The sequence below is a fragment of the Micromonospora sp. NPDC048169 genome (genome assembly GCF_040652815.1).
Classification (GTDB): Bacteria; Actinomycetota; Actinomycetes; order Mycobacteriales; family Micromonosporaceae; genus Micromonospora.
Window position 1 is genome coordinate 15,526 of sequence record NZ_JBEZMS010000049.1, and the last position, 18,382, is coordinate 33,907.

Below are 18,382 nucleotides of genomic sequence, written 5' to 3' on the forward strand. Positions count from 1 at the left end.
CTGTGCCCGGCGCCCGCCGGCCGCCTCACAGCTGGCGCAGGATCACCGGATCCTTGATCTTCTTGTCGGCGGCCAGCAGCAACGCCTTGCTGATGATCTCGGTGAGCCGGCTGTCACCCTCGAACGGCAGGAACATCTCCGGCTCCTTCACCTTCGCCGAGTCCGGGATGACGCACAGATACCGCTCGTCCGGGGCGATCAGGATGTTGCCCGAGCCGCAGTGGATGCGATACGTGTGCAGGTCGCCGCGTACCTCGAGGAACCTGTCGGTGACAGTGCAGCGGCCGGCGATCGCCAGCCGGGGGATCAGCTCCGCCAGCACGTCCCGGCGCGTCCGGCCGGTCGGGGCCAGCTCGCCGAAGCTGCTCTGCGCCCAGTAGTCGCGATGCCGGCCCGCCCGGCCGCCGTCGTACCAGTCCGGGTCGGATCCGACCCCGGCGGCGGCCACGAACAGGTCGACGTCGCGCATCACCTCGCTCAGCACGACCGGCGGAACCTCCACCAGCGGAACCGGCAGGCGCTCTCCCCTGATGAAGAACAGCTGGTCGGTCCCCATCGTGTCGAAGACGAGGTCGTCGTCCCGGTGCTCGATCCCGGCGACACCCAGTTCGGCGCGCAGCCCCCAGTCCGGGAGTGCCAGCCGGGGCAGGTTGTACGAGGCCCCGTCGTTACGGTGCTGCACGTACGACCAGCCGCGCCGGGACAGCAGCGCGTTGAGCCGGTGCTGACGCACGATGTGCGCGGCGAACCGGTTGGAGTACATGCCGGTGGCCCGCTCCGCGTCGGTGAGCAGGTACTGCTCCCGGTGCGCCTGCTTGAACGGCTGGGTGATCCCGTGCCGGGTGAGGAAGTCGCGCCACGGCCCCACCGCGTCGGGGTCGAGCACCGGATGCCACAACCGGACCGTCGCGTCGTCGGCCGGCTCGAACACGGCGTCGTCCACCGTTCGGAGTGCCGCACCGGCCCAGCAGCAGGCGACGCCGTCGACGGTCCAGACGAGCCGCCGGGCCAGGGTACGGGCCAGCGGATGGTCCAGGAACCGCTCGCGCCACTGCTCGACGGTCCACGAACGGTCCCGCCGCAGCAGCCCTTCCAGCCGGTCGCGGGTGGCGACGAGCGTGGCGGCGACGTCGGCGGCAGTCGCCTTCAGCTCCTTCACCTCGTCGCCGTGGTCCCTGCGCACCTGCGCCGGTGGCGTCTTGACCACCTTGGCGTCGGCGTTGCGCCACACCACTACGGCGTCGACACCGCGCACCTCCAGCTCGTACGAGCAGTCGCCCAGCTTGTCCGCCAGCGGCAGCCCGAAGCCGGGCAGGGCCATCTCCTCGACGTCCTCCCGGCTGACGCCGCGCGCCTCGGCGTGCCGGGCCAGCCCCTTCTCCACCAGGCGCAGGGTGCTCTTGTAGGTCAGCCGCGAGGACAACCGGGCCAGCTGGGCGAGGGCGGCCGGGTGATCGGTGTCGACGAGCGCCGCGACCGCTACGTTCGCCAGTTTCGGGCTCGCCGGGCCGTGGCCGGAGATCTTGCGGGCGGCCCGTTCCGCGATCTGGCCGAGGCTGCGCAGGGTCTCTTCGGACGGCGGGCACATCGTCCGCGTCCAGATCAGGCCCCACAGCAGCCCGACGTTGTAGCGGTCGATCATCCGTGGTGGCATGTCCTTGATGTGGCCGGGGCAGCATGTGGTCATGCGCAGCGGCAGGCTGCGCGCCTGCCCGACGAGCGGGAGCCAGTCGTCGAGCCGGGCGGTGAAATCGTCGACGCCCACCGCGTCGAGCAGCGACCGGGCCTGCTTGCGCCAACCGGCCGTCGGCTTCGCCTTGTCCACCTCGACCGGGCAGTGCGCCAGCAGCGCCTCCCACGCGGACCGGCGATCCGCCGGCATCGCCTCGATGTCCGCGACGGCGCGGTCGGCCCACTGCTCACCGACATTGGGGATCGGCCACATCCGGTCGGCCTCGTCGCTGATGTCGCTCAGCGAACGTTCGAGCCGGGTCCGACGCCAGGTCGCCAGCGCCGCCGGATGCGTACGCCCGGCCGCCTCCGCCGCCTTGATGGACTCCCAGGTGAAGCCCTGGAGCTGCGAGCTCCAGTAACCGAATCCCAGCCAGGCCTGACCACCGAGCCGATCGAGCCAGACGGCGCCGTCGAGCCCGCCACCGTGGCGCGCGGCACGGATCAGCTTGCCCCGGCCGTCGCTCTTCTCCCCCGGCACCGTGAGCGCGTCGAACACCACCTGCCGCACCGGCACCGGTTGTGCGGCCAGGAGTTCTGTCGTCCGGCGCCACGCCTCGCCCCGGGCCCGGTCCAACGGCTTCTCGTGCTGGTACGGCAGGTCCGGCAGACTGTCGATCAGGGTGGAGGCGGCAGCGACCCGCCTGTCGTGATCCGCGTCGTCGCCGGTCAGGTCGGCCACGGCGGCGGCGACCGACTCGACCTTCCGGGTGGCCTCCGGCAGCAGCTCGACCAACGGCGCAGCGAGATCGTAGGGCCCGTGCGGATCTTCGAGCGCAGCGAGCAGCGACGGAGCCGTCCCCGCCGGCGCCCAGCCGCACACCGCCACCACCCGGTCGACGAATTCCTGCTTGCCGGTCTCGTTGAGGTTCTCGGCGCTCGGGCCCCACCACTTCTTGGCGGTGGCGGCCACATTGTGCAGGGCCGACTCGGGGTCGTACGTCGTCATTCAGCCACCCACCAGCGGGACGAGTTTGAGGAAGGTGACCCGGGATCCCGCGTGCAGGCGGATCTTCTCGTCAAGGGCGGTGACCTGACGGTCGTCGACGAGCACCACGAAGGCGTTGCGGCTGAACGCGTCGAGCGTCGTCCGGGTGCGCTCCTCCGGGTCGGCGTCCACGCCGGACTCGGCGATCTCCAGGAAGACGCGTCTCCGGATCAGCTCGTCGAGCCGCAGCTCCTCCTCGAAGACCTCGATGGTCCACGCCGGTCCACTCGGCGCTCCGACGACCTCGTCGGTGACTGTGATCAATGGCATGGCGGAGAAGATAGCGCTCGCCTCCGACACCGCACGCATTTTGTGTGACCTGACCGCGTACCGGACAGTCTCCACCTTGTACGAGATCGTTTCCGTGAGGCAGGTGGTGAGCGTGTCCTATCCCGCGTACCCGAGCAGGGCCGGCATGTCGGCGGTGGTCGACGCGGCTCGACGCGGCGACCGGGCGGCGATGGACGAGCTGGTCTCGCACTGTCTGCCGCTCGTTTACAACATCGTGGGCCGGGCCCTGAACCGGTCGGCCGACGTCGACGACGTGGTGCAGAACACGATGCTGAGCGTCGTCCGCGGTCTGCCGGGCGTACGCGAGCCGCAGCTTTTCCGCTCGTGGCTGGTGGCCGTCACCATGAACGAGATCCGCACCCACACGCAGCGCCGCCCCACCACGCCCGCGCCGCCGGAGGACATCGACAACGTGATCGACCCGCGCGCGGACTTCGAGGACCTGACGCTGACCCAGCTTCGCCTCTCCGACCAGCGCCGGGAGGTCGTGCTGGCCACGCGCTGGCTGGACGACGACCACCGCCGCCTGCTGTCGCTGTGGTGGCTGGTCGAGGCCGGTCACCTCACCCGCGCCGACCTGGTCGACGCGCTCAACCTGGCCCCTCATCACGTGACCGTCCGGGTGTCCCGGATGAAGGCGCAGCTGGACACCGCGCGGCTCGTGGTGCGGGCCCTCACCGCCCGGCCCGGCTGCGCCGCCCTGGCCGACACGGCCGCCGGCTGGGACCGCCGGCCGGAGCCGGTGTGGCGCAAGCGGTTCGCCCGCCACATCCGGGACTGCCCGCACTGCCCGGACGCCGCCTCGGACCTGGTTCCGGCCGAGCGACTGCTGGCCGGCCTGGCGCTCACCCCTCCCCCGGCCGCGCTCGCCTCGGACGTCAGCCACACCGTGCAGGCGGTCGCCGCCCGGTCCCAGGCCTCCCCGCCCGGCGGGCACGCCGTGAGCGCCGGAGCGAGGTGGGCGCTCCCGGTGTCCAAGACCATGGTCGGCGTCGTGGCCGCCGTCGCCGTGCTCGGCGGGGGCGGGCTCGTCCTCGCCAACTATCCGGACGAGCCGAACCGGCAGCCGGCGAGCGCGGCAGCCGCGCAGCCCTCGGCCGCGACCGCCACACCGGCGCTCACGCCCTCCCCGACCGCGGTGAAGCCGTCCCCGACGGCGGGGGAGCCGTCCCCGACCACCGCGCGGCCGAGCCCCGCCAGGTCGGTGAAACCGTCCAGGTCGCCGAAGCCGACCCTGTCGCCGTCCAAGGCCGCCGGCACGTCGACGGGGGTGTCCGCCGCGGAACGGCGACTGCTGGTGCTGCTCAACGAGCGGCGTCGCGCGCTCGGCCTGACCGAGGTCAAGCTGGGCGCGGCGCAGCACCGCGACGCGGAGACATGCGTACGGCAGAACCTGAACGCGGGCAGCGGGTTGACGCACTGCGGGCACGAGGTGCTGTTCGCGTCCTCCGGCACCGCCACCCCGGAGCAGATGATCGAGGCGTGGTTCAACAGTCCGGGCCACAAGACGGCGCTGACGTACGCGAGCTCCCGCTTCGCCGGCCCGGCCATCGTCTCCAACGGCAGCCGCCAGATCGCCGCCATCAACATCGACTACTGAGGGCCGCCGGAACCGAAGGCGTCAGAGCACGGCGAGCCGGTCGACAAGGAGCTCGATCCTGCGCTCGGTGTCCTCCGGCGGCAGTCGCCGCGCCCGGGTCAGGGTGGCCAGCCCGTGCAGGGCAGCCCAGAACACCTCGGTGAACAGCCCGGGGTGGACGCCCTCCCCGGCGACCTCGCCGAGGCTCTCGGACAGGGCGGCGAAGGCGTCCTTCAGCGGCTCCGGTGTGTCCGCCTCCGCGAATGCCAGGCCGCCGTCGAGCTGGAACATGGCGTCGTAGACCGCCGGGCTGCGCGCGGCGAAGTCGAGGTAGGCGCGAGCGAGCGCGGCCACCCTGGCGCGCGGGCCGTCCGCGGCGGAGGCCGCCGCCCGCAGTGCCGCCGCCATCTCGGCGGCGCCGTCGAGGGCGACCGCCCCGATGATCTCGCGCTTGCCGCGGAAGTGGCTGTAGAGGACCGGCTGGCTGTATTCGATGCGCTCGGCGAGCCGGCGGGTGGTGACGGCGTCCCAGCCCTGCCGCTCGGCCAGTTCGCGGGCGGTCGCCACGATGAGACGCTCCCGCTCCGCCCGCTCCCGTTCCTTACGTCGCTGTACGGACACGATCCGATTCTAGCACCGCTAGGAAGGAGAGCATCGACAGTGCTAGCGTCGACTCAATATCTAGCGTCACTAGATTCCAGGGAGCCAGTCATGCTCAGCGCACTCCAGGTGCTCACCCTCGTGGTCGTCGGCGTCATGGTGGGAGTGGAGTTCGCCGTCGCCTTCGTCCTCAACCGGATCCTCAACGCCCTCCCCGGCGACGGCGGCCAACTCGGTCGCGCGCACGGCGGCCGGATGCTCGGGGCCGTGATGCCGTTCTGGTACATCGCCGCACTCGTCCTCGTGGCGATCTGGGCGGCCGCCGGGTGGGGCCACCACGGGAACGGCCGTGCCGTCACGGCCGGCGTGCTGCTGATCGTCAGCGTGCTCATGTCGGCCCTGCTGCTCGTGCCGATCAACAACCGGGGCAAGACGTGGACACCGGACAACCGGCCCGCCGACTGGAAGCAGCAGATGAACCGTTGGGACCGCCTGCACTACGTCCGGGTCGCGATCATCATCGCGGCCTTCGCCCTGCTGGCCGCCGCCCTTGTCTGACCCGAGCCGGAGATGGAGAAGGCCCCGACCCGGTGTGAACCGGGGCGGGGCCTTGCTCGTCTGTGCGCCGCCAGGGACTCGAACCCCGAACCCGCGGATTAAGAGTCCGCTGCTCTGCCAGTTGAGCTAGCGGCGCTCACCGACAACGGGACGGAACGTTAGCAGCCCGCGCGTCGAACCCGGCACGCAGGGGGTGGTCACGTTCCGGACGTCGCGGCGAGGGCTGCGAACCGTCACCCAGCGACCGCGAAGTGATTGACCATTGTCGAAGTCTGGCGGCATAATCTGACCCGGAGCCGGGCTGGCCACTGGGCGATCGACCGTGACAACCGACAGGACATCGCCGCCAGCGCACCGCCGAGACGATGCGGACCGGCGGCTGCCCCGACCCGACCTTCGCGTCGCCGGATGATGCTGGCGGCGGCCGCCACCCTCCTGACCGCGGTGGCCTCCGGGGTGGCCGTCACCGCCGCGCCCTCGATGGCCGCCGCGAGCACCGGGTACGTGGCGCTGACCCAGCACATCCCCAAGGAGCACAGATGCGACTCACGCGTACCCGGCTCCGGTCGGCCGCTGCGGTGCTCACCGCAGCCGCCGTCGCCGTGGCCGCCGCACTCACGTCCGCGGTCTCCGCGCAGGCCGCCGCCGGCTGCCGGGTCGCCTACACGGTGACCAGTCAGTGGCCGGGCGGCTTCAGCGCGAACGTGGACGTCACCAACCTCGGCGACCCGCTGACCGGCTGGCGGTTGACCTGGTCGTTCACCGCCGGGCAGGTGGTCGGGCAGGCATGGAACGGCACCGTGTCCCAGTCCGCCGGACGCGTCACCGTCACCAACGCCGCCTGGAACGGCGGCCTGGGCACCGGAGCCACCACTCAGTTCGGCTTCGGCGGCTCGTGGAACAACGCGTCGAACCCGGCGCCTACCGACTTCACGCTGAACGGCGTGCCGTGCACCGGTCGCCCGGCCCCCACCACGACCGCGCCGCCCACGACCGCGCCGCCCACCAGCCCGCCACCGACCAGCGCGCCGCCCACCAGCCCGCCGCCGGCCGGCGTGCTGGAGCAGACGCGCACGGTGGGACGGGTGCGGACGGTCGGCACCGGCGTCCAGTACACCTGGCCGGGCATCTATTTCGAGGGCCGGTTCCGTGGCACCGGCGTCGGGATCGTCCTCAACGACGCCCAGAACGACTACGCCGTGCAGGTCGACGGGGCGACCGTCGCCACGCTCGTGACCCCCGGACAGACCACCTACTGGGTCCGCAACCTCGCCGACGCCGAACACACCGTCCGGCTCGTCAAGCGCACCGAGAGCCCGTGGGCCGCAGGCGAGTTCGGTGGTCTCGTAGCCGCTCCCGGTGGCGCGATCCTGGCCCGGCCCGCCGCCCGCAGCCGCCAGATCGAGTTCATCGGCGATTCGTGGACGGCCGGCTACGGCAACATGTCGACGACCCGCGACTGCACCGGCAACGGTGGCGTCACACGCAACTCCAACGCCGACGTCACGTTCGGCGCCCTGACCGCGCAGAGCCTGAACGCCGACTACCAGCTCATCGCCTGGTCCGGCCTGGGCATGGTCCGCAACTACAACGGCCAGGGCACGGACACCTTCCGCACCTACTACGAGACGGACCTGCAGGCACTGTGGAACAGCACTGTGTGGCAGAACCCGGGCACCTGGAAACCGCAACTGGTAGTCGTCGGCCTCGGCATCAACGACTTCTCCACCGCGCTCAACGCCGGCGAACGGTGGACCACCGCCGAGCAACTCGCCGCCGACTTCCGGAACGCGTATCTGGGCTTCCTCGACAAGCTGCGGACCCGGTACGGCCCGGACACGTTCATCGTGCTCACCTACCCGGATCTCCCCGGCACCCTCCTCGCCGCCTCGGTCCAGCAGGTCGTCCGGACCCGCACGGAGGCGGGCGACACCCGCGTCCGCTCGCTCTACTACGACGACAACGCCCTGGGCCTGGACAAGCTCGGCTGCGACTGGCACCCGTCCCGGCGGGACGACCAGCTGCTCGCCGGGGCGCTCACCCGGTTCCTCGGTACCCTGCCCCTGACCTGGTGAGGCCGAACCGGCGGACGGCCGGCCTCCGCGGGGTCCGTCGGAGGCCGGTCGGAGCCGTATGCTGCCGGTGATGGATGTCTTCGGCACGGTGGCCGACCTGTACGAGCGTGTGCGCCCCGGGTATCCGCCGGAGATCGCCGAGTCGATCCTCGCCTACCACGGCGGCACACCGGCGTCGGTGGCCGAAGTCGGCGCGGGCACCGGGAAGGGCACCGAGGTGCTGGCCCGCCTCGGTGCGCCGCTGACCTGCGTGGAGCCCGATCCGCGGATGGCGGCCCGGCTCGCCGAACGATTCCCGGACGCCCGCATCGAGGCGACGACCTTCGAACGGTGGTCGCCGCCCGCCGGCGGCGTGGACGTGCTCGCCTGCGCGATGGCCTGGCACTGGCTGGACCCGGCCACCCGCAACGCGCATGCCCGGCGCGCGTTGGCGCCGGGCGGCACCCTCGCCGTCTTCGGGCACCGCTTCGACTACGCCGACGCCGCCCAGCAGGCCGCCGTACGGGCCGCGCTGCGATCCGTCGACCCTACCGTCCGGGAGCGGCCCGTCGACTGGTTCCACCGGGACGTCCTCGACAGCGGACGGTTCGACGACGTACGCCGGGAGGTGTTCCGCCGGGAGCTGCCGCTGGACAAGGAGCATTACCTGGCGCTGATGCGCACGTTCGGGCCGTACCTGTCGCGTACCCCGGAGCAACAGCGACGCGGTATCGCCGCGCTGGACCGGCTGGTGGACGAGTTCGGCGGCACCGTCGTGCTCGACCTGCGGACCACGCTGGTGCTCGGCCGGGCCGATGCTCGGTGACCGGTGGGGCGTGTCCGACGAGGAGACGCTGCGCCGCTACCCGTGCGACGACATCGTGCCCGCACCCACGTTGCGGGCGTGGCGCGGGGTGAGCGTGGACGCGTCACCGGCGGCCGTGTGGCAGTGGGTCGGCCAGATCCGCCTCGCGCCCTACTCGTACGACTGGATCGACAACCTCGGCCGCCGCTCACCGCGACGGTTGGTGGGCCTTCCCGAGCCGGTGGTGGGCGAGCCGTTCACCACGGCGGGTGGGCGGCGGCGCGGCCGGGTCCTCGCTGTCGAACCGGGGCGGCACTTCACCGGCGAGATCATGGGCGCGGTGCTGTCGTACGTCCTGGTGCCGGAAACCGGGGGCGGCACCCGCCTGCTGCTCAAGGTCGTGATGCGGACGAACCCGGTGATCGCCCCCGGCGGATGCCTCGGTGACCTGGTGATGGCCCGCCGGCAGTTGCTGAACCTCAAGCGGCTCGCCGAGTCCCGGTGACGGGCCGGCGCGGTGAGGGACCGCATTCGCGGACGGACCGGGACGGGTTCGCCACCTGGACTGCGGCGATGGCCTTCGGTCGATGGGTTCTCCTGGCCCTGATGGCGCTCCTCGGTCCGCTGCTGTGGTGGAGCGGCGTGGCGCTCACCACGTCCGCCGCCTACGCCGCTCTCCCGTCCGGCGATGCGCGCCTGCCGGATCTCGCGGCCGCGTACCGCAGCAGCGCGATCGTAGTCATGATTGTCTTCGTCCTGCTGAACCTGGCGCTGGTGCTGATCGCCGTGCCCTCCGAACGGGAGGTGCGACAGGGCCAGGGCGGCACGATCGTCCGCGCGGTGGTGGGAACGGTGCTCGTCACCGCCCTGGTGTGGTTCGAGTACCGGTTCAGTCCGGCGGGCCACGACTGGAGCGGTGACCCCGACGCCCGGAGCGCGGGCCGGGATCACCTGCACCCCTGGCATCCGGCGGCCGGGGGCTCTGGGTCGCGGTGCACTCTGCGGTGGCGGCCTCGATCGGCGTACGGGCCGGGCAGTACCGGCACCGCCGGCGGATCGTGGATGCCCTCAGGAAGAGGGTGCAGGCGCAGCGGGTGAACGCGGAACCGCACCCTTGACGGCGGCACGCTCGATCACGCCGGTCGTCGCTCGACCGGCGCGCTGCTCAGTACGCCGTCCGGCCGGACCTCCTGACGCAGGCGTGCCAGGTCGACGAACCGGTCACCGTCGGGCGGGACGGCGTCGAGCAGGCGCAGGACCACCGTGCAGTACTTGGCCATGGTGTTGCGGCCCGGCATGAAGATGGACAGCTCGTCGTGGGCTTCCGGCGTCCGCACGATCAGGTCGGCGGGCAGGGGCGGCAGCGTCTCCGGGGTGCCCTCCACCGCGACTTTGACCGTCCAGAACGGCCCGACACCGTCGAGCACGCGCCGGTCCTGGTCCGGCGTCTCCAGCGCCAGCGTCCGCCACGGCTCGCCCAGGCAGGTGACGCCGGCCTGCCGCACGGTGGTGACCAGTCCGGCCGCCGCCGACGCGATGACCTCCTCGGCCCGGTCCCACTCCTGCGTGTCCCGGCCCAGCGGCGTGCCGGGCACGAGCCGCGCCACCACAGTCACCGCCGGCACGTGCCGCGACCGCGGTTCGGGCTGCGCCTCGAAGACCGCGCGGGCGGCGGCTATCGCGTCGGCCTGCGCCTGGCGTTGCCGGGCGACCTCGTCGCTGTGCCGGTCGAGCAGCGCGAGGGCCTGGTCCGGTTCGTCGAGGGCCCGCCGGACGAGCTTGACGCTCATCCCGGTGTCCCGCAGCAGGGTGATCAGCATCGCGCGTTCCACCTGGTCGAAGGCGTACGAGCGGTGGCCGGTCCGGCCGTCGACCTCGGCGGGCACGAGCAGCCCTTCGGCGTGGTAGAAGCGCAGCGCCTGCGGCGACAGGTGGCACATCTGGCTGAACTCGCTGATCGACAACATGACCAAAGACTGCCCCCTGCGGTAACCGCAAGGGCAAGTGACATCGCCTAACGCCTGTCGTCGTCGCGCCCGGCCTGGGGCAGCCCGGCAGCCGCCGCGATGGCCTCGACCGCCTGTTCCAGCCCGGTACTTTCCGGGAGGACGAGCTCGCCGGGCCAGCCCAGGACGTCGTGCGCGGCGTACCAGCCGCTCATCTGCTCGGCGGTGAAGTCACCGGCCTGTGGGCGGGTCAGGTGCCGGCGCAGCGTCTCGGCCAGCGACACGTCGAGGTAGCAGAACAGCGATCGCCCCCGGTGGCCGTCCCGCAGCGAGGTCAGCACGTCGCGGTAGCGGCCGGTGTACAGGATGCCCTCCAGGACCACGTGGTAGCCGTGGTCGACGGCGAACCGGGTGGTCTGCTCGATCAGCGCGGGCGCGACGCCGCCGGGCTTGTCCCGTTCGAGCAGGACGACGCGGCGCAGATAGTCCTGTTCGACGAGGGCGCAGCCCCGGCCGTGCCGGCGTCGTAGCTCGCGGGCGATGCTGCTCTTGCCCGAACCCGAGTTGCCCCTGATACAGACGAGGATCGTGTCCGGGCTGCCGGCGGGTGCAGCGCGCACTGTCCCTCCCTGGCCGCGAGTATCCCGAAGGCGCCACCCGGCCGCACCTCGGTGGAACGCCATGGGTGCTTCACACCGGTCATCGCCGACGCTGTGCACCCTCCTGGACGCGGGTCGCGCTCACCATGGGTATCAGCGAACAGGCGGCGCAGAAGAGGTTCTCATCAAACCGGTCTCATCGGGAGTCGTCCCAATCGCCGGTCCGCATGAAACGCCTCAGGCGTAGCGTGGGCTCGGTGAGGTCCCAGCGCTTTCCGGCGACCCACTCGTCGTCGTAGTAGGAGCGACGGTACGGCTCGGCACCATCGGCGGCCACGATGACCACCGCCCCCGACTCGCCCGCCTGACTCATACGGTTCGCCAGGTGACAGGCGCCCCAGAGGCAGGCGCCGGTGGACGGCCCGGCCGCCACGCCGCCGGCCGTGGCGAGGACTCGCATGGCGGCCACGCTTGACGCGTCCGGCACCGGAATGACCAGGTCGACGACGTCGGGATCGAAGGCCGGCTCCAACCTCGGCCGCCCGATCCCCTCGATGCGCGACGGCATTCCGGTCGCGTAGTCCCGGCACTCGGTGGCCCAGCCGGGAAAATACGCCGAGTTCTCCGCGTCGACGACCGCCAGCCGGGTGGCGTGCCCGTGCCGGCGCAGGTAGCGGCCGATCGCGCGAGAGGTGGCCCCGGTGCCGGCGCCGGTGACGATCCACGCGGGCTCCGGTCGGCCCTGGGCCGCGAAGTCGCGCAGGATCTCGTCGGGCAGGCCGGGCACGCCGTCGTCGAGGTCCGCGTCGATGGCCGGACCGAGCGTGGCCAGGCAGTCCAGGTAGTACCCGTTCCACTTTCCGGCCAGCCGCTCGGCGTTTTCGTATACGGCCAGCGGCGGGTCGACCCGGTAGGTGGCCCCACCCTGCTCGGAGATTCGGGCGATGCGGTCCGGCGACGACTTAGCGGGCACCACCGCGGTGAACGGCAGCCCCAGCACCCGGGCGAAGTGCGCCTCCGCGACGGCCATGTTCCCGCTGGTCGCCTCCACCAGCCGCGTCTCCCGACGGATGACGCCGCGCGAGAGCGAGTGAAGAAACAGGCTGCGCGCGAAGCGGTATTTCACACTTCCGGTGGGGCGCGCCGACTCATCTTTCACGAAAATCGCCACAGACGATTCGCCGGGGAAGGGTAGACGAATCAGGGGCGTCGCTTTCTCGACGTTCCGATCGGCTTCCAGAACAGCCGTGGCTCGGCGACCCCAATCATCTCCCGAGAACTCCGGATGAAGTCCCGTCAATGCCATCCGAATCCCATCAGCCCTCGTAGGACAAGATTTCCGACAACTGCGTGAGGCGATCCCGGACCGAGCTCACCAGGACGCCGCCGCTCGCCTCGTCCCGCCGCAGTTTGCCGCGCTTGACAAGATCATGGACGCCCTGCCGGGTGATGCCGAGCATCGCGCTCGCCACCGTCAGCGAGACCGCCTCGGCTGACGGATGGCCGAACCGGCGCGCCACGAGCGCCCCGAACGGCGTGCGCCACCACTCGAACGGCGGCGCGAAGACGTCGCCGGACTGGTAGATCTCGGCGGTCAGGCGCCGGACGGTCTCGGCGGCGAGCCGTTCGTCCGGGCCGAGCACCTGCGCCGCCCACACCTCGGCGGCGATCTCCAACTGCCGGCGAAGCGCCGAGGAACCGGGTGGATCGTCGCCGTCCGTCCCCAGCAGCCGGTCGAGCGGATCGAGCAGGCGTGCCCCGACGTCGCACACGAGCTGACGGACGATGGCCACATGAACCGCGGTCGACACCTCGCCCCAAGCGGGCCTGTCGTCCACGAGGCCATTGCTACCTGCCGGTTCGCCGTTCATCAGTCCACCTCCACGCTCGCGACCGAGTCTAGCAGGCACTTGACACCGACGGTAAAGTCGCCGGGACCCTCCGCGCGATGATTGTCAAGAGTTCAAATAACTTTGCGTCCCACACCCTGCTTAACGGCTTGACAGGCTTCGTTAAGCGCGCAACGATAGCCATTGGCGTCGATTTGCTACGGGGGTAGCGCAATGGATGTTGGCGTTCGCCAAGATTTTTCGGCCAATCCGTGCAGCTCGTCAGGTGAGGCGTCGGCGGGCCGTGCGAGCACCCGCATACCCAAACCGTGGTTTTGGGGCCGATTTTGGAGATCACTGTTCAGTGAATCAGCCGAAGAGCTGAGGACAGAAGGCGCGGTACGGTCAAATCAGGCCGCTATTAGTTGATCTTCACGATCGGCACCGCCCTGCAGCACTGATCTTCAGAGGGCGCGACAAGCCCGTCCCGATTCGGCGATGACGCGCCTACGCACCAATCGGATGATTACCTTCAGTAACGACAGTAGAGGGATCGTTGCCGCGTATTGCTTCAGGAACGGGCTATGGGCCGAGGGCGAGCCCGTAGGGTCGGTCGCGTGGCCGAGACGCAGACAGAACTGGACCTCTCCTACATCGCCAGCGTGACTCGGGTCCGCGCGGCGGCCGGCGTGCTCCTCCGCGATCAGACCGGCCGGGTACTGCTGGTTCACCCGGCCTACAAGGACGTGTGGGAAGTTCCCGGCGGAACGGTGGAGCCGGACGAGTCCCCGGCGGACGCCTGCACGCGCGAGATCCGGGAGGAGCTGGGCCTGTCGATACCCGCAGGGGCGCTGCTGTGCGTCGACTGGGTTCCGCCGAGCCCGCCGTGGGACGGCGGGCTCATGTTCGTCTTCGACGGCGGGGTCCTGACAGCGGACCAGATCGCGGCAATGCGGCTGTGCCCCGACGAGCTGGACGGCTTCGCCTTCATCGAGCCGGGACGCCTAAACGAGGTGTTGATCCCCCGACTGGCTCGGCGGGTCACCGCAGCGGTCGCCGCGATCGAGCATGGTGGTGTCTACCTCGACGATGGGGTCGCGATCTCGAACAGTTAGTCGATCGGCCCCCATGGCCTTGGTCCCGTAGTAGGTCGGTTGGCGGAGCTGCGGGGTTGCCTCGAAGGCGAAGGCGACGCTAGTCGCGGCCTGCTGCAGGATTACCGTTGGCGTCTCTCGGCCGCGGACGCCGGCAGGGGCTCCGTGCTCACCCAGGAAGCCTATTGTCACGACTCCTCGCGGGTTATGTCGGCGCCGAGGGCGGTGAAACGGCCGGTCAGGTCTGCGTGGCCTCGGTCGATCATGGCACCGTTGCTGATGACGGTTTCGCCGTCGGCGACAAGTCCGGCCAGCACGAGGCCGATGCCGGTCCGCAGGTCGCGGGCGATGACTTCGGTGCCGCGCAGCGGCGCACCGCCGTGGACGACGGCCTTCTCGCCGTTGACGGTGAGGTCCGCGCCGAGCTTGGTCAGCTCATCGGCGAGGGCGTAGCGGGCGTCGTGGATGCGCTCACGGAAGTAGCTCGTTCCGGGTGCTTGGGTGGCGAGGGCCATTAGCGGAGGCTGCAGGTCGGTGGCGAACCCGGGGTGGGTGTCGGTGATGACGTTGATCGAATGCAGTTGACCGAGTCGGGTGACGGTGGTGACCGCCCCTGCGGGGGTGAGTTCGATGCCCATCTGTCGGAGCTTGTGCGCGGCGACTCCGAAGTGATCCAGCACGGCGTCACCGACGAGGTTGACCGCGCCACCGGTGATGGCAGCCGCGATGGTCAGTACGCCGGCGTCCATGCGGTCCGGCATGATCGTGTATTCGACCGCGTGGAGCTCGTCGACGCCGGTGACGACGATGCGGCCGGTTCCTGCGCCGCTGATCTGGGCGCCCATGGCCGTGAGCATTGCGACTACGTCGAGGACTTCGGGTTCCAGCGCGGCGTTCTCGATGACGGTCCGGCCGGGCGTCAGGGCCGCGGCCATGATGAGGTTCTCGGTGCCCGTATGGGAGGGCGTGTCGAGGTAGAGGTCGGCGCCGCGCAGGTTGCTGGCCTTGATGCTGATCGTGGTGCCCTGTTCCTCGATGTGCCCACCGAGGCGGGCCAGGCCCCGGTAGTGGAAGTCAAGCCCACGGGTGCCAAGGGCGCAGCCGCCGGCACCCTCGAAGATCACCTCGCCTCGGCGATGCAGCACCGAGGCGAGGAACAACACGCTGCCCCGAAACAGGCGGGTGAGATCGGCTGGTAACCGCGAGCTGGTGATCTCGGTGGCGTCGATGACGAGCAGTCGGTCGCTCGGGTGGTACTCGACCTGAGCGCCGAGAAACCGGGCGAGGTCGACGGCGTGCTGGACATCGGTGATCGCGGGGACATTGCGCAGCACCGTCTGACCGCGTCGGGCGAGCAGCGCGGCACCGATCATGGGCAGGGCCGCGTTCTTGGCGCCCTGCACGACGACGGTGCCGTTGAGCGGGCCGGCGGGGCGGACACGATAAAGAACTTCGGTCATGTGACGTTCCTTCAGCAGAGGAAGTGGTTGAGCAGGCGCGGGCGAGACAGCTGCCGGTGGTGGTCGGCGGTCACGCAGTCAGGAACAAGCCGTTCGGTCCTTGGCGGTAGAGCCGTCCGCAGACGGGGCAGATGAGGTTGTCGTCGAGGCGGTGTCCGCACCTGCAGGCCCAGCCGAGTCGCCGGGCCGGGTTGCCCATGACGAGGCCGTGGTCCGGCACGTCGTGTCCCACGACGGTGCCGACCGCGACCATGGCGTACTGGCCGATGGTGACGCCTGGGGCGATGACCGCGTTGGCACCGATGGTGGCTCCGTAGCGAATCGTCACCGGTTCCCGCCGCCAGTCATCGCGGCCCTTCAGGTGACCGGCGGGGTTGATGGCTCGGGGTGCGGGGTCCTCCAGCAGGTAGACCCCGGGGGCGAGCATCGCACCGTCTTCGATGGTGGCTCCGAACACCCCGCATCCGTCCTGGATCTTGACCCGGTTGCCGATGACCGCTGCCGAGGCCACATGAACGCCTTTGCCGAGTACGCAGTCCTCGCCGATCCGGACGTCCCCGTCGACCTGAGCGTGGTGCCAGATCCTGGTTCGTGCGCCGACGTGAGCTGCGTCGGCGACCTCGGCTGACTCGGCGATGAAGGGCGCGTCCGACGTGCGCCTGGCTGTCGGTGCTGGCGTCTTGGTCATGTCGAACGCTCCGCAGGTCTCAGCAGCCGTTCCAGGTCGTCCAGGGTCCGGACGCTTATCAGCTCGTCGTCGGATAGGGGACGACCGGTTCGTTCCTCCAGCAGCACCGCGAGCGTGAGCCGGTCGAGCGAGTCCAGACCGAGTTCGGACAGCCGCGTGAAGGCGGTAATGGTGTTGGTGGGCCAGCCGCTGATCTCTGCGAGGGCCTGTTGGGCCACGGTCTGTTGACCCAGAGCGTGCGTGCTCATCGGATCCGCCCGGCGGCGTCGAGCAGCAGCGGCAGGCACTCGGCCATGGGCGCACGCTGCCAGAGTCTGCGGACGGCGACCGCCCTGGTCGAGGTGCCGGCGGCGAGTTCGTGCAACGCCGCTTCGAGGAACCGCTCCAGCATCTCGTGTGTGCCCGGCGGGAGGTTGCCACCCGGTTGGCAGAGCATGTCCACCAGGCCGCGGGTCGCGCCGTCGATGAGGTCGTCGAGTACCGGTAGGTGCATCGCGCGCCGAGGGCTGTAGGGATGGGTGGCGGTCGAACCGGGAGCGGTGATCCCGTCGGCGACGATGACAGCGGCGTGCGGAGCCAGCAGCACGCCGCACCGGTAGGTGCCGGTCGCAAGGTGGATCATCGGGTGTCCCGTCCGGCCGAACAGCGGCAGGTGATCGAGGGTGACCGGCCGGTGCCCCACCCGGACCTCGATCAACGCGGCATCGCGCAGATGAGTGTTGAGCTCGGCACTCGCGTCATGGATCAAGGTGGCGATCTCGTCCAGAGCGGCGGGTTGGCTGTAGTCGGGTTCAGTGGAGAGCCGATTCGTCGCCCCCAGATAGATGGTGCCGTCGCCGCGCGGGACCATGTGGCTGCCACAGGCGAAGCCCCGGTTCGGGGTTCGCACGGCAGCGGGCAGCGAGAACGGGACGCGGGCCAGCAGCGACACGCCTCGCCCGGACCGCAGCGGAGGTGCTTCGACCTGCTTGGCGAGCGATGGGGCGAGCAGACCCGTGGTCCCGGCCCCGGCGGCGAGCACCAGGTGGGCGGCCAGGACAGTGCTGCCGTCAGCCGCGTCAACGGCTACATGCTCGCCGCGCTCGCTGACGGTCGTCACGGTGGTATCGAGCCAACGACAGCGGGGATGGGCGGTCAGCACTGTGGCCAGGGCCTCGACCAGGGCCGTCGGGTCGACGCTGGCCTCATCCGGCAGCCACAGTGCCTCGTGCGCGCGCACCTGCGGTGCCAGCCCCGGTACGGCGCTCGGCGACGCGAACTCGGCGCGGCACCCGTGGGTCTTGGCGGTCTCCGCGATGGCCCGAAGGTTCGCGGCGTCGTCCGGCCCGTAGCCGTTGCTGATCACCCACACGCCTGGGAGAAGCCGTAGTGCCCGCTTGCTGGCCGTGCCGATGCGGTCCAGCCAGGCTTCGTACCCGGTCCGGGCGGCCAAACGTTCGCCGACTTCGAGGCTGACGCGCTGGGGATCATGGCTCGCCTCGACCTCGCTGAACACGGTGAGCATCGCGCCGGCGGCCCGGGATGCTTGCCCCGCGTGGTCGCCGGTCAGTGGTCCGACCAGGGTGACGTCCAGGTCCCGGCTGAGCAGCTCGAACGCGGTGGCGAGCCCTAGCAGGCCGGAGCCGGCCACCACAACGTCGGTCACGAACTGGTTCATGTCACTCACCTGATCCGTCCAGGGAATCGATGCGGGTGGCGGCGAGGGTGTGTACCTCGAACCGGAGGCCACGGAATGCTGCCCGTTGGGCGGCCCGGAGCGGATACAGCCGCGACAGCAGCACGTCGCGGTGCATCGCGTAGCGGCGCAAGGGGATGTCCAGCTCGCAGATCTGCACAGTGCGGCACTCGTATCCGCTTCGTCGTAGCGTCTGGCGAGTGCGGGGAATGTCGGTCAGGGAGGAGTGCGTCAGCAGCAGCGTCCCGCCTGGCGCGAGCAGCTCGTCGAGGCGGGCGAGCAGGACGTCGTACAACGCCCGCCCGTCACTGCCACCGACCAGCGCGGTCTCAATGCCGTCGTCGACGGCGTACACCGGATCGTGGGGGAAGTGCGGAGGGTTGCAAACGACTAAGGCGTGTTTCGTAAGTCGGGCTGGCAGCGTCGAGGTCAGGGTGTGGCGGTGATCGACAACTGAAGAGGTCTCCGGTATCTGGTTCTGCGAC

General features: G+C 70.5%; 18 protein-coding genes, 1 tRNA gene and 1 pseudogene. 7 read left to right on the forward strand and 13 right to left on the reverse strand.

Annotation, left to right across the window (positions count from 1 at the left end):
* Positions 1-25 precede the first annotated feature (25 nt).
* Both AB0D28_RS27030 and AB0D28_RS27035 read right to left on the reverse strand, forming a co-directional pair.
* Positions 26-2,680 (reverse strand): DUF4132 domain-containing protein, encoded by a 2,655-nt coding sequence (locus AB0D28_RS27030; RefSeq protein WP_357390260.1) that lies wholly within the window; start codon positions 2,678-2,680, stop codon positions 26-28.
* Positions 2,681-2,989, reverse strand: coding sequence for a hypothetical protein (locus AB0D28_RS27035; RefSeq protein ID WP_357390262.1), 309 nt, complete (start codon positions 2,987-2,989; stop codon positions 2,681-2,683).
* 112 nt (positions 2,990-3,101) lie between these two features.
* Between AB0D28_RS27035 and AB0D28_RS27040 the strand changes: the two genes are divergently transcribed.
* The gene (locus AB0D28_RS27040; RefSeq protein WP_357390264.1) at positions 3,102-4,610 is read left to right on the forward strand and encodes a sigma-70 family RNA polymerase sigma factor; all 1,509 of its coding nucleotides are present in this window, start codon (positions 3,102-3,104) and stop codon (positions 4,608-4,610) included.
* A 21-nt stretch (positions 4,611-4,631) separates the two neighbouring features.
* Here AB0D28_RS27040 and AB0D28_RS27045 read toward each other — a convergent pair whose 3' ends face one another.
* A complete protein-coding gene (locus tag AB0D28_RS27045) occupies positions 4,632-5,210 on the reverse strand; it encodes a TetR/AcrR family transcriptional regulator (RefSeq protein ID WP_357390266.1) in 579 nt (192 codons plus the stop codon).
* A 90-nt stretch (positions 5,211-5,300) separates the two neighbouring features.
* On the opposite strand from AB0D28_RS27045, the gene AB0D28_RS27050 reads away from it, so the two are divergent.
* Positions 5,301-5,747: a DUF1772 domain-containing protein gene (locus AB0D28_RS27050; RefSeq protein ID WP_357390268.1), complete on the forward strand. Its 447-nt coding sequence runs from the start codon at positions 5,301-5,303 to the stop codon at positions 5,745-5,747.
* A 63-nt stretch (positions 5,748-5,810) separates the two neighbouring features.
* Here AB0D28_RS27050 and AB0D28_RS27055 read toward each other — a convergent pair.
* Positions 5,811-5,883: transfer RNA gene (locus tag AB0D28_RS27055), tRNA-Lys, on the reverse strand.
* Between the two features lie 403 nt (positions 5,884-6,286).
* Between AB0D28_RS27055 and AB0D28_RS27060 the strand changes: the two genes are divergently transcribed.
* The 4 genes from AB0D28_RS27060 (at position 6,287) to AB0D28_RS27075 (ending at position 9,704) form a co-directional block, all read left to right on the forward strand.
* Complete coding sequence (locus AB0D28_RS27060; RefSeq protein ID WP_357390270.1) at positions 6,287-7,822, forward strand: cellulose binding domain-containing protein; 1,536 nt, start codon at positions 6,287-6,289, stop codon at positions 7,820-7,822.
* A gap of 70 nt (positions 7,823-7,892) precedes the next feature.
* Entirely contained in the window at positions 7,893-8,627 is a 735-nt protein-coding gene (locus tag AB0D28_RS27065; RefSeq protein ID WP_357390272.1) for a class I SAM-dependent methyltransferase, read from the forward strand.
* Positions 8,617-9,111, forward strand: a complete 495-nt coding sequence (locus tag AB0D28_RS27070; protein WP_357390274.1) for an SRPBCC family protein — start codon at positions 8,617-8,619, stop codon at positions 9,109-9,111. The genes AB0D28_RS27065 and AB0D28_RS27070 overlap by 11 nt, the downstream gene beginning before the upstream one ends.
* Before the next feature lie 137 nt (positions 9,112-9,248).
* Positions 9,249-9,704 (forward strand): hypothetical protein, encoded by a 456-nt coding sequence (locus AB0D28_RS27075; protein WP_357390276.1) that lies wholly within the window; start codon positions 9,249-9,251, stop codon positions 9,702-9,704.
* A gap of 35 nt (positions 9,705-9,739) precedes the next feature.
* Here the strand turns inward: AB0D28_RS27075 and AB0D28_RS27080 are convergent, their stop codons facing one another.
* From AB0D28_RS27080 to AB0D28_RS27095, 4 genes are all read right to left on the reverse strand, one after another.
* Entirely contained in the window at positions 9,740-10,573 is an 834-nt protein-coding gene (locus tag AB0D28_RS27080; protein ID WP_357390278.1) for a MerR family transcriptional regulator, read from the reverse strand.
* A gap of 47 nt (positions 10,574-10,620) precedes the next feature.
* Positions 10,621-11,172 carry a kinase gene (locus AB0D28_RS27085; protein WP_357390280.1) on the reverse strand — a complete coding sequence of 184 codons (552 nt, stop codon included), beginning with the start codon at positions 11,170-11,172 and terminating at the stop codon, positions 10,621-10,623.
* 175 nt (positions 11,173-11,347) lie between these two features.
* Entirely contained in the window at positions 11,348-12,457 is a 1,110-nt protein-coding gene (locus AB0D28_RS27090) for a pyridoxal-phosphate dependent enzyme (RefSeq protein ID WP_357390282.1), read from the reverse strand.
* Between the two features lie 10 nt (positions 12,458-12,467).
* Entirely contained in the window at positions 12,468-13,022 is a 555-nt protein-coding gene (locus AB0D28_RS27095; protein WP_357390284.1) for a hypothetical protein, read from the reverse strand.
* A 575-nt stretch (positions 13,023-13,597) separates the two neighbouring features.
* Here AB0D28_RS27095 and AB0D28_RS27100 point away from each other — a divergent pair.
* Positions 13,598-14,095 (forward strand): NUDIX hydrolase, encoded by a 498-nt coding sequence (locus AB0D28_RS27100; RefSeq protein ID WP_357390286.1) that lies wholly within the window; start codon positions 13,598-13,600, stop codon positions 14,093-14,095.
* Between the two features lie 167 nt (positions 14,096-14,262).
* Here AB0D28_RS27100 and murA read toward each other — a convergent pair whose 3' ends face one another.
* The 5 genes and pseudogenes from murA to AB0D28_RS27125 all read right to left on the reverse strand — a co-directional run.
* Positions 14,263-15,534, reverse strand: a complete 1,272-nt coding sequence (murA, locus tag AB0D28_RS27105) for a UDP-N-acetylglucosamine 1-carboxyvinyltransferase (protein WP_357390288.1) — start codon at positions 15,532-15,534, stop codon at positions 14,263-14,265.
* 70 nt (positions 15,535-15,604) lie between these two features.
* Complete coding sequence (locus AB0D28_RS27110) at positions 15,605-16,222, reverse strand: DapH/DapD/GlmU-related protein (protein ID WP_357390290.1); 618 nt, start codon at positions 16,220-16,222, stop codon at positions 15,605-15,607.
* Positions 16,219-16,470, reverse strand: coding sequence for an acyl carrier protein (locus AB0D28_RS27115; protein WP_357390292.1), 252 nt, complete (start codon positions 16,468-16,470; stop codon positions 16,219-16,221). Before AB0D28_RS27115 ends, AB0D28_RS27110 begins: the two co-directional genes overlap by 4 nt.
* A complete protein-coding gene (locus AB0D28_RS27120) occupies positions 16,467-17,879 on the reverse strand; it encodes an FAD-dependent oxidoreductase (RefSeq protein ID WP_357390294.1) in 1,413 nt (470 codons plus the stop codon). Before AB0D28_RS27120 ends, AB0D28_RS27115 begins: the two co-directional genes overlap by 4 nt.
* A 1-nt stretch (position 17,880) precedes the next feature.
* Positions 17,881-18,382: pseudogene (locus AB0D28_RS27125) on the reverse strand (hypothetical protein); the annotation flags it as partial.

Bases quoted from the DNA above. Each gene is read 5' to 3' on its own strand.
- AB0D28_RS27070 (WP_357390274.1), top strand. From the start codon at position 8,617: ATGCTCGGTGACCGGTGGGGCGTGTCCGACGAGGAGACGCTGCGCCGC.
- AB0D28_RS27120 (WP_357390294.1), bottom strand. From the start codon at position 17,879: ATGAACCAGTTCGTGACCGACGTTGTGGTGGCCGGCTCCGGCCTGCTA.
- AB0D28_RS27050 (WP_357390268.1), top strand. From the start codon at position 5,301: ATGCTCAGCGCACTCCAGGTGCTCACCCTCGTGGTCGTCGGCGTCATG.
- AB0D28_RS27060 (WP_357390270.1), top strand. From the start codon at position 6,287: ATGCGACTCACGCGTACCCGGCTCCGGTCGGCCGCTGCGGTGCTCACC.
- AB0D28_RS27065 (WP_357390272.1), top strand. From the start codon at position 7,893: ATGGATGTCTTCGGCACGGTGGCCGACCTGTACGAGCGTGTGCGCCCC.
- AB0D28_RS27115 (WP_357390292.1), bottom strand. From the start codon at position 16,470: ATGAGCACGCACGCTCTGGGTCAACAGACCGTGGCCCAACAGGCCCTC.
- AB0D28_RS27110 (WP_357390290.1), bottom strand. From the start codon at position 16,222: ATGACCAAGACGCCAGCACCGACAGCCAGGCGCACGTCGGACGCGCCC.
- AB0D28_RS27080 (WP_357390278.1), bottom strand. From the start codon at position 10,573: ATGTTGTCGATCAGCGAGTTCAGCCAGATGTGCCACCTGTCGCCGCAG.
- AB0D28_RS27030 (WP_357390260.1), bottom strand. From the start codon at position 2,680: ATGACGACGTACGACCCCGAGTCGGCCCTGCACAATGTGGCCGCCACC.
- AB0D28_RS27090 (WP_357390282.1), bottom strand. From the start codon at position 12,457: ATGGCATTGACGGGACTTCATCCGGAGTTCTCGGGAGATGATTGGGGT.
- AB0D28_RS27035 (WP_357390262.1), bottom strand. From the start codon at position 2,989: ATGCCATTGATCACAGTCACCGACGAGGTCGTCGGAGCGCCGAGTGGA.
- murA (WP_357390288.1), bottom strand. From the start codon at position 15,534: ATGACCGAAGTTCTTTATCGTGTCCGCCCCGCCGGCCCGCTCAACGGC.
- AB0D28_RS27095 (WP_357390284.1), bottom strand. From the start codon at position 13,022: ATGAACGGCGAACCGGCAGGTAGCAATGGCCTCGTGGACGACAGGCCC.